Source organism: Novipirellula caenicola, from assembly GCF_039545035.1.
In the GTDB taxonomy this organism is placed as follows: Bacteria; Planctomycetota; Planctomycetia; order Pirellulales; family Pirellulaceae; genus Novipirellula; species Novipirellula caenicola.
In genome coordinates this window covers 202,172-215,307 of sequence record NZ_BAABRO010000006.1, presented here as the reverse complement: position 1 = coordinate 215,307, position 13,136 = coordinate 202,172, and the positions used below count along the sequence as shown (strand labels likewise).

At 56.4% G+C, this 13,136-nt stretch carries 10 protein-coding genes; 3 read left to right on the top strand and 7 right to left on the bottom strand.

Annotated elements, in window-relative coordinates:
• Window positions 1-174 precede the first annotated feature (174 nt).
• A complete protein-coding gene (locus ABEA92_RS14660; protein WP_425572439.1) occupies window positions 175-1,920 on the top strand; it encodes a TolC family protein in 1,746 nt (581 codons plus the stop codon).
• 399 nt (window positions 1,921-2,319) lie between these two features.
• On the top strand, window positions 2,320-2,772 hold the full coding sequence (locus ABEA92_RS14655; RefSeq protein ID WP_345684590.1) for a ferritin-like domain-containing protein: 453 nt from the start codon (window positions 2,320-2,322) through the stop codon (window positions 2,770-2,772).
• Window positions 2,773-2,931: 159 nt separating this feature from the next.
• Here ABEA92_RS14655 and ABEA92_RS14650 read toward each other — a convergent pair whose 3' ends face one another.
• The 7 genes from ABEA92_RS14650 to ABEA92_RS14620 form a co-directional block, all read right to left on the bottom strand.
• Window positions 2,932-3,237 carry a hypothetical protein gene (locus ABEA92_RS14650; RefSeq protein WP_345684589.1) on the bottom strand — a complete coding sequence of 102 codons (306 nt, stop codon included), beginning with the start codon at window positions 3,235-3,237 and terminating at the stop codon, window positions 2,932-2,934.
• Between the two features lie 189 nt (window positions 3,238-3,426).
• Window positions 3,427-4,530: a prenyltransferase/squalene oxidase repeat-containing protein gene (locus ABEA92_RS14645; protein ID WP_345684588.1), complete on the bottom strand. Its 1,104-nt coding sequence runs from the start codon at window positions 4,528-4,530 to the stop codon at window positions 3,427-3,429.
• Window positions 4,531-4,599: 69 nt separating this feature from the next.
• Window positions 4,600-4,950: an arsenate reductase (glutaredoxin) gene (gene arsC / locus ABEA92_RS14640; RefSeq protein WP_345684587.1), complete on the bottom strand. Its 351-nt coding sequence runs from the start codon at window positions 4,948-4,950 to the stop codon at window positions 4,600-4,602.
• Window positions 4,951-5,098: 148 nt separating this feature from the next.
• Window positions 5,099-6,562, bottom strand: a complete 1,464-nt coding sequence (locus ABEA92_RS14635; protein WP_345684586.1) for an ankyrin repeat domain-containing protein — start codon at window positions 6,560-6,562, stop codon at window positions 5,099-5,101.
• Between the two features lie 12 nt (window positions 6,563-6,574).
• Window positions 6,575-7,915, bottom strand: coding sequence for a DUF1552 domain-containing protein (locus ABEA92_RS14630; RefSeq protein ID WP_345684585.1), 1,341 nt, complete (start codon window positions 7,913-7,915; stop codon window positions 6,575-6,577).
• The gene (locus ABEA92_RS14625) at window positions 7,912-10,323 is read right to left on the bottom strand and encodes a DUF1592 domain-containing protein (protein ID WP_345684584.1); all 2,412 of its coding nucleotides are present in this window, start codon (window positions 10,321-10,323) and stop codon (window positions 7,912-7,914) included. Before ABEA92_RS14625 ends, ABEA92_RS14630 begins: the two co-directional genes overlap by 4 nt.
• Window positions 10,324-10,512: 189 nt before the next feature.
• Complete coding sequence (locus ABEA92_RS14620) at window positions 10,513-10,986, bottom strand: DUF1579 domain-containing protein (protein WP_345684583.1); 474 nt, start codon at window positions 10,984-10,986, stop codon at window positions 10,513-10,515.
• Window positions 10,987-11,530: 544 nt separating this feature from the next.
• Here ABEA92_RS14620 and ABEA92_RS14615 point away from each other — a divergent pair.
• Window positions 11,531-13,126 carry a VWA domain-containing protein gene (locus ABEA92_RS14615; protein ID WP_345684582.1) on the top strand — a complete coding sequence of 532 codons (1,596 nt, stop codon included), beginning with the start codon at window positions 11,531-11,533 and terminating at the stop codon, window positions 13,124-13,126.
• Window positions 13,127-13,136 lie beyond the last annotated feature (10 nt).

Sequence of the window (13,136 nt, the reverse complement as noted above, 5' to 3'; positions counted from 1 at the left end):
AAAGCTGGTACAGCACGTCTTGGTGTATCGCGTCCAGGTGCATCGCGTCCAGGTGCATCGCGTCCTGGTGCATCGCGTCCTGGTGTATCGTGTGCTGGTGCATCGTGTGCGGAATCCCTCACCCGCAGCGGCACAAGATCGGTTTTAGCTAGCATACTGCTGCTCCATTTCGCCTTGGCTACTAGCGTCAGCGCCCAGGTTGTCCAGCTTGCCCCCGAGCACTCGTTTGCTCAGTTTTTGATGTTGGTGGAAGACGACATCGAGCAAATCGACGCACCAAACGACGAATCGCTTGCCAATGGACAACGCCAGAGCAACACGGCTTCCGCATCCCCCGAAATTTCGCTGGACGCGGCTGGATCGAATCAGGCGGCTGGTTCAAATCAGGCGGCTAGCTCACTCGACGCGGCGCGACAGGGCCTGGCGACAACCGGCGACCCGACCTTAACGTTGGCGGATGTCTTCGCCAGTTTGTACCGATCGTATCCTGAGATCCAGCGAGCGCGACAAGAGCCAACGATCGCCAGCGGCCAGCTCATGTCTGCCTACGGCGAGTACGACACCAAGTTCCGTGCCGAGTCGATTTCGGAGCCAACCGGGTTTTACGAAAACTATCGCAACGGCCTTAGCCTTGCTCGGCAAACATGGTGGGGAGGGTACGTTTCGGCTGGCTATCGCATCGGCCGCGGTTTTTATCAACCTTGGTACAAGGAACGCCAAACCGACGACGCGGGCGAGTTCAAGCTGGCGTATGTGCAACCTCTATTGCAAGGGCGCGCGATTGACCCCGAGCGTGTTGCCGTGTTCCAAGCCACGCTTGCGCAACAGGCCGCAGGTCCGATCATCCAGCAAACGATCTTGGATATTTCGCGGGATGCCGCTGCGGTCTATTGGGACTGGGTTGCGATGGGCAGCATCCTGCAAGCTCAACGCGAACTGCTTTCGCTTGCTGAACGCCGCGGCGAGCAATTCGACGTGGGAGTAAAAGCAGGCAAGTTCGCCGAAATCGACTTGATTTTGAATCAACAACTGATTGCCGAACGCAAAGCAAAAGTTTTAGAGACCGAACAGAAGTTCCGTGCAACCTCATTCAAACTTGCACTCTATCTTCGTGATGCCGCCGGTCAACCGATGGTGCCCAGCGACGCTTGGTTGCCGCAAAAATTCCCGGTCATTCAACCGCCACCCGCGAGCGACTTTCAAGCCGATTTGGCCGCCGCACTAAGCCGGCGTCCCGAACCGCAGCTGCTGCAGTTCGAAATGCGAAGCGTCCAACTCGATCGTCGCTTGGCGCACAACGAATTGCTGCCGAGATTTGATTTCATCAGCGAGGCGTCGCAAGACATGGGGGAACCTGCCACCAAGTCCGATGACAAGGGCGAATTTGAATTGGTCATTGGCTTTACCAGCGAGGTGCCAATCCAACGACGCAAAGCACGCGGCAAGATCCAACAAACCAACGGCAAAATCGTTCAGATCAACGAGAAGCTACGCTTGACTCAAGACAAGATTGCCAACGAGTTGCAGATCGCGCATAACGCACTACAACTTTCGTCGCAAATCGTCGAACAAACCGAGGTCTCGCTTCGCACCGCACTCGAAACGCTTGACCGTTATCGGTTCGCGTTTGAGAAAGGGAAAATCGATCTGATCTATTTGAATCTGCTTGAGGGCAAAGCGAATGAGACCGAGATCAAACTGGTCGAGGCTCAGCGGAATTGGTTTGCTGCGCTGGCCCAGATGCAGATCGCACTCGGCTTGGATCCGCTAGACCAAGCAATGGTGGTTTCATCGCTTCCCGACAGCGACATGCCTGGCCCTGGCCATCTTCCCGAGCCCGAACTGCCCCAACCCGACGTGATGGAACGCGACTGGCAACTGCACTCGGGTTCGCCCCCAGCTGACGCGACGGATCAGTAGCGTCTTGCCCCCCAAAAAAGCGAGCCAGGCTTGCGATCCGAATTAACCGAGTCCAGATGGATCGTGGCCTTTCTCCGCCGGCGTCCTTTCCTAGCCGCTTGATAGTTCCTTAGCCACTTGATCCGTCGCCGCTAGCGACGTTTGTGGGTTGATTGCGACCGATTGATAACGACTCTCAATAACGGGTCGATTGCGATTTAAAAGCATCTTTGTGATTCAATTCGCAACAAGCGGATTCACGCTTGTCACTCGCGGATGACGCCGATAGAGTCCAAATAGAAGCCTCGGCCTTTAGCAAATCTGCAGCCCGCATGCTTCTCGCCCCCTTACAATTCACACGGAACACGTTTTGCACGTCTCCCGTCCATTCAACGACACTCTTCACTAGGAAACACGATCATGTCCAATGACGCCGTAATCACCCAGCTCAACGAAATTCTTAAGCACGAATGGACGGGAGTCGCCCAGTACTCGCAAGCCTCGTTCATCATCGAAGGCCCATGGCGTGAGGTCTATTCGTCCAAGTTTGAAGAGGATGCTGAAGAGTCGTTCAATCACGCCAAGTTGATCGGAAACAAGATCGTCGCGCTCGGTGGCGTTCCGGTCGCTCAGCGAAACGAGATCAAACAAACACGCGACCTACGCGAAATGCTCGAAAATGCATTGGCGTTCGAGTCCAAGGCGGTTGAAATGTACGAAAAGGCATTGGAATTGGCCGAAGGAACCCGTTCGCTCGTCGTCTTCCTCGAAGACATCTTGCTGCAAGAGCAAGAAGGGGTGGACGAATACTCGAAACTGCTCCGCGAAAGCGCTGCCGCCGACGCCCAATTGTCGGCTCGCAAGTCCGGCTAAACGGCTCGCGTAAAGCTCAGGCCTTTCAGCATCGACGTCGGAACGAAGTGCGTGGATTTTGTAGCGGTGCGGCGCGAGCCGCCCGATCGAAATCGAGCGTTTTTCTCGCTGCAACCGGACGGCTCGCGCCGTGCCGCTAACATAGCGATGGCAAAAAGCTTACGCCGTTTTCGTTGCCGCGGCGAACGATAGAATCGACTGACCGCTCTCTTCGCGGTCGGTCGGCTGGATGTCTTGCAGCGTTTGGCTGCAAACGCGAGCCAACGGCAGCCCCAAAACGTTCTTCAGCCCGCTGAACTCCGATCGCGTTAATTCCAGCGATTGTTGAGTGAACCAGCCAACATTCGACGAAAACGTTTCTGTCCTCAGCTCAAATGGCTTGGCGTGTCGCTCACGAAGCACCAACAACACACGATGTCCGTCGGAAGAATTGACGACGCCGAGAATTTGTTCGGTAAGGGGCATTTGGCTCTCAAGTGGTGGAACGGCCGGAATTGGTCGATGGCCCAGTGCTCCACTATTCTGCACCAAATCGCCCCCCCGTCAATGCGTTATTGAGAACCATTTGCAATAGAGGACGCTTTTGAGCAGAAATCCCCCCAATTGACACTGAATGGCTCTCGGCCGAGGAATTGGTCTTCACCTTGCCTAAGGCTAGCTCGGCGTCGTTGACAGCGTTCCGCCCGGCAATTCGCCGCAGGCCTGCAGGGCCAGGATCGCAAAGGCGCTGCCCGCATTGGAGACAAGATTGCTGCACTCATTGACCGGAGATCGCGTAAACCACATGCCGTTTTCTCGCTGATTCGCTTTCAGCCACGCGATTCCGCGTTGCAGCCGCGCGTCGTCCGGCGGCAATCCGAGTTCCCGCGCGATGACGATCACAAGCCCCGTTCCATAACCGTCGCTGGTCTCGGTCTGCAGCGGTCGGTCGTCGGGCCGGACCAGGTCTTTCCAGTCCGTGAGAAGTCCCGCAGTTGACCAACCGCCGTCATCAAGTTGCAGGGCGAGAAGTTCTGCGAGCGTTTCGTCTCGATCCGATTCGCTGGCGATGCCGTCGACTCGGACCGAACCCCACGCAAGCATCGCACGGTGATGCAGCGATTTCGGCGGATTGCCATCCAAATACTTGCGAAGCTTTTCTAGCCCCGATTGCGATTGCGGAGTATCGGAGTAGCCATTCGGGGCGATGCCGACAGCCAACGCAGCGAGGGTGACGCCGTAGTGATCGTCAATCTCTAGCGGCGCGTAATCACAGTCGGGCCAATTCCATCCACCATCAGTTCGCTGCGTCGTCCACATCATGTCGAGCGTTTCTCGTGCGACATCGCTCAGTTTGCCAGTGGTTTGCAAGTCATTCCAAGTCAGCCCCGTCGCGACAACGATCGTCCAGAAACCTTGACCCTCGGAAGGCATCCGCTGCTGCCAACGCACCCGGCGATAATCTTCGTAAAACCGGCGGACTTCGCCCGAGTCCGGCAACACCGACTTCAGTGCCGGGCGTGCGGCCAAGTAGAACAGATTGGTATGACAGGTGGCACACTTTTTCGTCTTCTGCCAATTCAGAGCGGAACGATCCAAGTATTGTGCCGCCGTTGTGGCCGAAAACGTTTTCGAGATTGGTTCGCTCGCCGAGATCACGGGCAAGCCTTCGTCAACGTCATTCAAGGTGATTGGCGGCTCCGCACTAGCGGATCTGCTAATCCACAGAGTGCCAATCATCAGCAATGCAGCGACTCGCTTCGATAGGATCAGTCTCATCGCGGCAGGTTCCTTTGTGAGGGTGGGAGACATCCAGTGTATCGTTTTCTCACCCTGCAAGTGGACCGCTTACGCGTCAAGCAGCTCGGCGATTTTCTCGGTGGGTCGACCGATGGCCGCCTTCTTTCCATGCACGACGATTGGTCGTTCGATCAGTTTCGGATGAGCCGCCAGCGTGGCAATCCACTCTTTGTCCGACAATGCCTTGTCGCCAAGCCCGAGTTCGCCGAACAGTTTCTCTTTCTTGCGGACCAACTGCTCCGGCTTGATCCCAAGCATTTTGACGATTTGCCCAAGCTCTTTCTCACTCGGAGGATTATCCAAGTACTTCACGACATCAAATTCGACCCCACGCGATTCGAGCAATTCCACGGCCTGGCGAGATTTTGTACATCGGGGGTTATGGTAAATCGTTGTCATGGTGGCATCTGCAAAAAAGAAGGTAGCGGATCGAGACGGAGTGGTCTCGTTGCGTGTGCCGTGAATAATAGCAATCGAAGCCGAGATGCGAAAAGGCGTTGTTGCCGCAATGGCACTGGCAGCGGTGCAAACCGTGCTGTGAGAAAAACTAAGGCTTGATCCCCGATGCATGCGACTGCATCGCCTCGTCGAGCGCGGCGATCGTCGGTGGCGAAGGCTTGACGCTTCCGGGACGCTTTCCTGCGGCGATTTCGTGTGGCGTCCAACCACGCCGATTTTCTTTGTTCCAAATCGCAGGATCGGCACCGACATCGGCCAACGTCGCCACCGTGGTGGGAAACGTCCGCAGCGCCGCACCGTGCATCGCCGTCTCGCCGTTGCGGTCCACCGTGTTGGGATCGAGCCCCAGATCGACCAACATCCGAATCGCTAAATTGACTTCCTCGGGGCTGCCCGGTTCTTCGCCCACGGCGATCACGCCGACCCCGGCGGCCGCCATCAATGCGGTCGTACCATCGGCGTTTCCAATCGCCGGGTCGGCACCAAGATCGAGCAGCAATTTCATCAGCGATAAATCGGCCCCCCGCGATGCCAACAAGAACGGTGTCGCCCCCTTGGGATTCAACCGACCTCCGCGGGAACTTCCGCTGCGGAGCTGCAAATTCACATCGGCTCCGGCATCAACCATCGCAAGAACAAAATCGAGAGTATTGAGCGAACCGGTGATTCGCGGCGGCGGATCGCCTGCGGGGTTATCCCCAAGTTCGGTTCGACGCACCCACGTGATCGCGTGCAGCGGGGCATAGCCGCTGCGTTGGTCATTCGGGTCGGCTCCCCAATGGACCAATTTGATCGCCAATTCGAGATGCCCGCTTTCGACCGCCAACAACAGAGCGGACGTCCCCTTTCGCGGATCGCGTCCACCGCGACGCGATGGATTCATCGTTGCATTGACATCCAAACCTGCATCCAACAATCGACGCACCACGGCGGTTTGACCTTGTCTCGCAGCAAACGTGATCGCCGAGAAATCGGATCGGGGCACTCGCTCGTCCACTCGAGCCCCGGCTTGGATTAAAGCGTCCACTGCAGCAAGGTTGCCGGCCGCGGCAGCCCACATCAATGCGGTTTGTCCTGCCGTCTCTTTGGCATCCACGTCGGCACCGGCTTGGATCAACGACCGCACGATGGTGACACTACCCGTTCGCGCGGCGAGCATTAACGGTGTTTCTTTTCCCAACCGTGTTGCATTCACATCCGCATCGCGACGAAGGAGCGCCGCAACTGCCAGTTCGCAGCCATACTCGCAAGCAAGACTCAGCGGGCTGACCTGATATTCGTTCATGGCATTGACGTTTCCGCCAGCCTCCACCAACGACTTGATCATATCGGCTCGGTTATGAAACGCGGCCCAGTGGATCGCCGTCATTCCGTCACCCTGCGACGCGTTGACGTCGACCTCCGCGGCGGACAACTGCGTCGCGACGACGTCCCACTGCTGATGTTCAGCCGCATCGACAAGATCGGCTGCCGAAGCGCGAGACGACATCACACACAAGGTGATTACAATGACCGTATGCCGAATCAACGGACTGCACAAAGCGAGATTCATCGAGTTGCCCCCTTACAACGTCACGGGGTCAAACAGATCATCCACGGTGCCGGTGCTGTCGGCGAACGTTTCCAAGGGCACGCCGACCTTGTTGAGCAACGTCAAATGAACGTTCGAAAGCGGCGTCGTTTCGGCGAACTTGATGTGACGTCCTCCTTGCATCCCGCCCGCCGCACCACCGGCAACCAGGATAGGCAAATTGGTATGGTCGTGTGCATCGGGGTCGCCCATGCCGCTGCCGTACAGATACAACGAATGATCCAACAGCGTGCCGTTGCCCTCGGGAGTTTCGCTTAGCCGTTTCAGAAAATCGGCGAACAACGAAACATGAAATTGATTGATCTTGGCAACCTTCTCGAGTTTTTCTGGGTCGTTGCCGTGATGCGTCACCGGATGATGCGGGTCGGGCACGCCGATTTCAGGGTACGTTCGAGTGCTCGCTTCGCGAGCCAATTGAAACGAAACGACACGCGTGATGTCTCCTTGGAACGCCAGCAATTGTAAATCAAACATCAGTTTTGCATGTTCGGCATACGACGCCGGCACGCCCACCGGGCGATCCAAATCGGGCAGCGGATTGTCGGCGGCGTTTGCTTCGGCTAATTGAATCCGCCGTTCGACCTCTCGGATACTGTCAAGATAACCGTCGATCTTGTTGCGATCGGCGGCCCCGACGCGGTTCTTGATTCGTTTGATCTCGGTCGTCACCAAGTCCAACAAACTTGCCCGTTTCGAACGCGCGGCCTGCATCTGTTCGGCCGTGCCCCCTTCGCCAAACAAACTTTCAAACACCAATCGCGGATGAGCTTCCGCAGGCAACGGTTGCGTCGGCGATGACCATGACAAACTGTTTTGATATACACATGCATAGCCGTTGTCGCATTGCCCCACGGTCGACAACAAGTCCATGGAAAGTTCCAGCGACGGCAATTGCGATTCACGACCGATTTGGCGAGCCGCGATTTGGTCCACGGTCGTTCCGCTGCGATAGTCGCTGCTCTCGGTACGTTTAGCGCGTGCCGCACTGAGGAATGACGAATTGGAGGTCGCGTGTGAACCGGGGTAAGCATTCTTCAAATCGGTGTTGGTGATCACGGTCACCTGATCCTTCACCGATTCAAGCGGCTGTAAACTTGTCGGCAGCACGTCCAACTTCTCACCCTGCGGCGTCCAGTGGACCGGGTTGTATCCCATCGGAATATAGACGTAACCGATCCGTTTCAGATTCTCGGATGCTGCCACGGTTGCTGCCGAAGCGGTCATCGCGGGAATCATCGCATCCAATAGCGGCAGTGCGACGGCCGCACCGCTGCCCCGCAACAGCGTCCGTCTTGAAATCGAAATGCGTTTCATGATTCGTTAGGTCTCCATTTGCGAAACGGGTCGCTGAGCACGATGCCGGTGATGAGAGAAGAGAGCGTATAATGTTCGTCGGCTGCCGCAGCGACGATCCGGCGAATCGTGGGGCCGTCGTCGGGTTGGACCGCACGCCCCAAAGCGTAAGTTATCAGTTTCTCGGTGACGGTGTGAGCAAAAATCTCGGGTCTTGCCAGGATGCCGGCTTCGAGTTGGTCGACCGAGTTCACTTCGGTGCCATCCGGCAAACTGCCACTCGAATCAATCGCCAAGGCGTCTTCGAAATCACGCCAACGGCCTACCGCATCAAAGTTCTCCAGTGCAAAACCGACCGGGTCCATCAAATCGTGGCACGCCGCGCACGCCGGGTTCGCCCGGTGCGCCGCCAATCGCTCGCGTACCGAAGCGACCTGAATCGCCGTATTTTCGCGTAGGTTCGGAACATTCGGTGGCGGCGGCGGTGCTGGCGTCCCCAGCACGTTTTCCAAGATCCAATTGCCACGAATGGTCGGCGAAGTGCGAGTCGCGTACGACGTGACCATCAAAATGCTGCCATGCCGTAAAATGCCACCTCGACGACTCTCCCGATCGACGCGGACGGGCCGAAACTCGCTGCCCATCACACCGGGAACGCCATAGTGCGTTGCCAACCGCTCGTTCAAAAACGTTTCTTGGATTGAGATCAGATCCAGCACGCTGCGATCGTTGCGCAAGACGTCGTCAAATAGCAACTTCGTTTCCTGAGCGAACGCCTGACGCAAATTGTCATCAAAATCGGGAAACAAACGCAGGTCCGGGGTGATCGAATCAAGATTGCGAAGGTACAACCACTGCGCCGCAAAGTTGTCGACCAGCGCCCGTGACCGCGAATCCGCTAGCATCCGCTTCACTTCGGACTTCAGCGTCTCGTCTTGCTGCAGCAAACCTTGTTCGGCAAGTTCGAGCAGCCGCTCGTCGGGCAAACTGCTCCATAGAAAATACGACAACCGCGACGCCAGCTCGTAGTCACCAACGTCGACAAGACGCTGATCCGCATCCGCGTCGATAGCCTGCTCGGCATTAGGGCGTTGTTCTATGCGGAACAAGAAATTGGGATTGACCAAGATCGCAGTCACCGCCAATTCGATTCCCGCCTCAAACCCCGATTCGCGGTTTCCCTGATCAAAGAACGTCATTAGCAATTCGGTATCCTTGTCATTGACGACGCGTCGGTACGCTCGCTGCGCCAATCGTTGCAACATCAATCGAGCATCCGCTCGCGTTGCCACCGCGGGATCGTAATCACTGCCGAAAATCCGATCACGGCTGGCTGTTTTACCAGGTCCCTGCGAATCGAACGGCCCCACAATCGAGACCTGATAGATTGCCGGCGTTCGTCGCGGATGACGATGCCGATTGTAGTTTGCATCAAACGGTTGCCGTTTCTGTTCCGCCAACGACGAAAACGTTTTCGGAAACGTCACCCCAACACTGCGAGCCCCCGCTTCGATGTGAATTCGGGTGCGTAGATGCGAGTCGGCGTGAGTGAAATCGTTCCCGCTCCAGCCCTCTTGGCCTTTCAGCGGCTGCACGGTGAACTGATGCACACGTTTGCGGTCCAACAGCACATCGATGTGGTGTTTTCGCTCGAGTCCTTCGACTTTCTCGTCGCGGTCGCGTGTCAATTTCAGCTCGATCGCATAGTCGCCGGTTTGGTGAAAATGGTGCTGGATCAGCACACCGCCTCGTGTTCCAAACGGCAATCCAGCCACATGAGCCTCTTGCGAACGATCGGCTGGTTGGCGAATGGTCACGCCCACCGGTCCATTGCCGGAACCTCCGACCGCCGCACGGCTGATACTCTGAGCGGCCGACAAATACCGATCCAAATGCGTTGGCGACAACTCCTCGACTGTGATGTTGTCAAACCCGTGACTTGATTCATCCTTGGGAAGATAGTCCGCAGCATCGATGGCGATCCCCAATAAATCACGAACCGAGTACTGGTACTCGAGCCGCGTCAGCCGCCGGATCGCCGGGACCCTGCCAACGCGTGGGAAATCGCGGGATCGCTGATCCAATATTTGCCGCAGCGTGCTTGAGATCTGTTCGTATTCGCTTTCGGTGGGCCGATCCGACGTTGGTGGCGGCATTTGCCGCGTGTCGATCCGCCGCAAAATTTGCTCCCAGCGATCAGTCCGCAGGTCGGGACGTGCAAATTGGTCCGCTGAAAAATCAAATGCTTCCAAATCCAGGCCACCTGCCGCATCGCCTGTCGCATGACAATCAAGACAACGCGATTGGACAAAGTCTTTGAACTCGCCAAGCCGTTCACGTTGCGATTCGTCAGCAATCGCTCCCACCGTGGTCGACAACATGCCAATACAAACGAGAGCCGTGATCGCAGTGGTTTTCAGGTCATTCATCAATCGGATTCACACACAACGGACGCGGTTTTGGATTCCTCATTTTACACTGCAAACTCACCGGCCGGGCGGATCCCAACCACCCCGACGATTTGGAGGCCCTATTTTTAACTCCTCGGCGACCTCCGAGTTCCGCTCAAACCGGGGCGTACTGCTGGACGATGGCGTCGATGGAAATCGTGCAGCCAACTAACGCCGCTGGTGCTTTCCGTGCATGAAGGCAACCCAAGTTCCGTCGTCCATTTGCATCTCGCTGGTCATCAGCCAACAATCGGCGTCAACGATTTCGATCGTGTCGCGGTAGGGACACGTCCCGCTGCCATCGAACTTCGGTCCTTCGGTATCCAGCGGCAACCGATTGCCATCCGCATCCCGGATGCCTTGGTAATACCAAATGTTGGACATCATTGACCCCACGAACGTGCCGACATAACGCTGCTGAGCGATGTCAAAGCCAAGCGTCATGATCGACGACCATGCATCCTCGTCGTCGGATTCGCCGCTGCTTTCGGCAATCAACCACATGCCACCCAGCGAACGGCACTGGATTTTTCCCTGGGTCGTCGACGTATTGCCATCGGGCATTTTACACTCATGCTGCAGACTCCAATTACCAACCAGTTGATCGAGCCAGTGGTGCTCGCTTTGTGGTTTCGCAAACATCAATTTTCCTTTTCAATGGGACTGGGCCATTTTGGGCCTGCGGGTTATCGACCTGAGAATCATCAAACCGAGGAACGAATCCGAATCCGGGAACATCGAGCGATTTGATTCAATCGATGTTTGCCCCCTTCACCGCTCGGAATCGCGCCGACTTTGACTACACTGGACCCATTGGTCCAATGCTCAAACCGCAGATCAGGATAATGGATTTCCGGTCGGGGTACATGATTTGGCCCACATGTTTTCGCCTGTAGATTATTGGTCTGCGAGAGCCAAACTATAAGCGAGGGTGATCCCAGGGACGTGATCACCAAGATGCAAGTCCGTTTGCATTGGACGCTTCAACCACAACTTATTAACCACGCGTTTTCCCGCCAAAACAGGGAATTTTGGGTACACCCTCCATCGCATACCCGTTTCATCGGTGGTCTCGCAAAGCCCGCCCCAACGGATGGAAATCTTCTCATCGGCCTTGCGATCCTACACGCGGATTGAGGGCGGATCGAGAACAGCAGCCTTCTCTTGCACTGCTATAATGAAATCTATGTCTTCTCTTTCGAATCACTCATCATCCACAACCTCGTCATCTCGCGTCAAACGCGGTGCCGAGCGGGTCATTCTGGTTTCCAATGGTCTGGAATTTTTCCTGATTCCCAAAACGGAATTTGCCAACTTAGAGGCGGAGGGATTCTACCGTCCTACCGACCGGGGAATGACCGTCATCCAAAAGGATGACAAGCTGTATGAGTTGCCGATCGCCCAGGCCGAGCGTTTGCTGGCTGAGGGTGGCCGCGATTTATTATCTCGCGAACGCAGCAAACCCGCTTCGCTGCCGCCGGTGCCGCTGCCCCCCGCGTCAAAGTCCTCCTCCGCCGAGTCCACTTTGGCAGCCAGCAAAAAATTAAATGACCCGCAAACGCCCACTTCACCGTCCCAAGATACGGCATCAAGTGACATCACCATCACGGCGGACTCCGCCAACGGATCGGGCGTCATCGTCGCTGAATCCGTGTCGGTCCCCCAGCTTGATCCGACCACCGTGCTCGAGGAACTCAACCACGCCGAGCAATTAGCCGAACAGGTGAGACTCGAGCAAGCGGCGCGTCTTGCTGAAGAAACGGGTTGGCGAAAGTACGCATTGATGTTGCAGTTTTGGCTGGAAGCTCGCAAAGCCAAATTGGTCCGACAGCTCAGCGGCAGCGGCATTAGCATCGCAGTCCATGTCGCGATCCTGCTGTTATTGGCCAGCATGTTTTTGGTGACCGAACAGCCAGAGAATCTGGTCATCATGGCGTCACCGTCGAACAACGATTCAGTCGTCGAAGAGGTCATCGTCGATGTCCAGCCGCTTGAGATCGTCGAGCCAACGGAAACCTCCGAGCCCGAACCGGCTCCGGCAGCCGACGCCGCCGAGGCGGCTGAACCAATCGACTCACCCGACTTTCTTGCCAACGTCAGCGGGCTAGCGATCAAGCCGCCCGCAGCGCCAGCCAAGGCCGCAGCCGAAGATGCCAGCGGCATGGCAAAGACAGCCGCTAAACCGACGGTGTTTGGCAGCAAATTCAGTGCGACCAACTACGTTTTTGTGATCGACAACTCCAACAGCATGACCAAAGGCCGCTTCGAAACCGCGCTGATCCAATTGATGTTAACGGTCAACCAACTCACCCCGAAACAACGCTTCTACGTCATTTTCTATAGTGACACCGCCTACGGCATGATGCACCCCAACACCGTACCGAACTTGGTCCCGGCCACTCAGCGAAACAAAAACATGCTGGGGCAATGGCTGCAAACCGTCCCGCTTTGTTTGCAGACGCGAGGCAAAAAGGCGATCCAAGCCGCGATCGATCTCAATCCGGATGTGATCTATATCCTCGGCGATGGAGCGTTCACCGACGGAGCGGATGACTACTTTACCAAGAACCCTCACGATCGAATTGTGATCCATACACGGGGGATGGAGGTCGACAACAAGAACGCAGCATCCTTTCAAAAATTGGCCAAGGCTCATCGCGGCGACTATAAAGATGTCGGCGTGATGCCCGAAGGAGCGATGATGGCTCAGAAGTATCCGCGACCACGCAACAGCGTTCGTGGCCCGATCTGGGGCATTACCTTGCCGCTCAAGAAAAAGTAAGGATCACGGA

Coding starts and splice junctions, on each gene's coding strand:
- ABEA92_RS14625 (WP_345684584.1), bottom strand. CDS start 10,323: ATGAATGACCTGAAAACCACTGCGATCACGGCTCTCGTTTGTATTGGC.
- ABEA92_RS14630 (WP_345684585.1), bottom strand. CDS start 7,915: ATGAAACGCATTTCGATTTCAAGACGGACGCTGTTGCGGGGCAGCGGT.
- ABEA92_RS14655 (WP_345684590.1), top strand. CDS start 2,320: ATGTCCAATGACGCCGTAATCACCCAGCTCAACGAAATTCTTAAGCAC.
- arsC (WP_345684587.1), bottom strand. CDS start 4,950: ATGACAACGATTTACCATAACCCCCGATGTACAAAATCTCGCCAGGCC.
- ABEA92_RS14615 (WP_345684582.1), top strand. CDS start 11,531: ATGTCTTCTCTTTCGAATCACTCATCATCCACAACCTCGTCATCTCGC.
- ABEA92_RS14650 (WP_345684589.1), bottom strand. CDS start 3,237: ATGCCCCTTACCGAACAAATTCTCGGCGTCGTCAATTCTTCCGACGGA.
- ABEA92_RS14620 (WP_345684583.1), bottom strand. CDS start 10,986: ATGTTTGCGAAACCACAAAGCGAGCACCACTGGCTCGATCAACTGGTT.
- ABEA92_RS14645 (WP_345684588.1), bottom strand. CDS start 4,530: ATGAGACTGATCCTATCGAAGCGAGTCGCTGCATTGCTGATGATTGGC.
- ABEA92_RS14635 (WP_345684586.1), bottom strand. CDS start 6,562: ATGAATCTCGCTTTGTGCAGTCCGTTGATTCGGCATACGGTCATTGTA.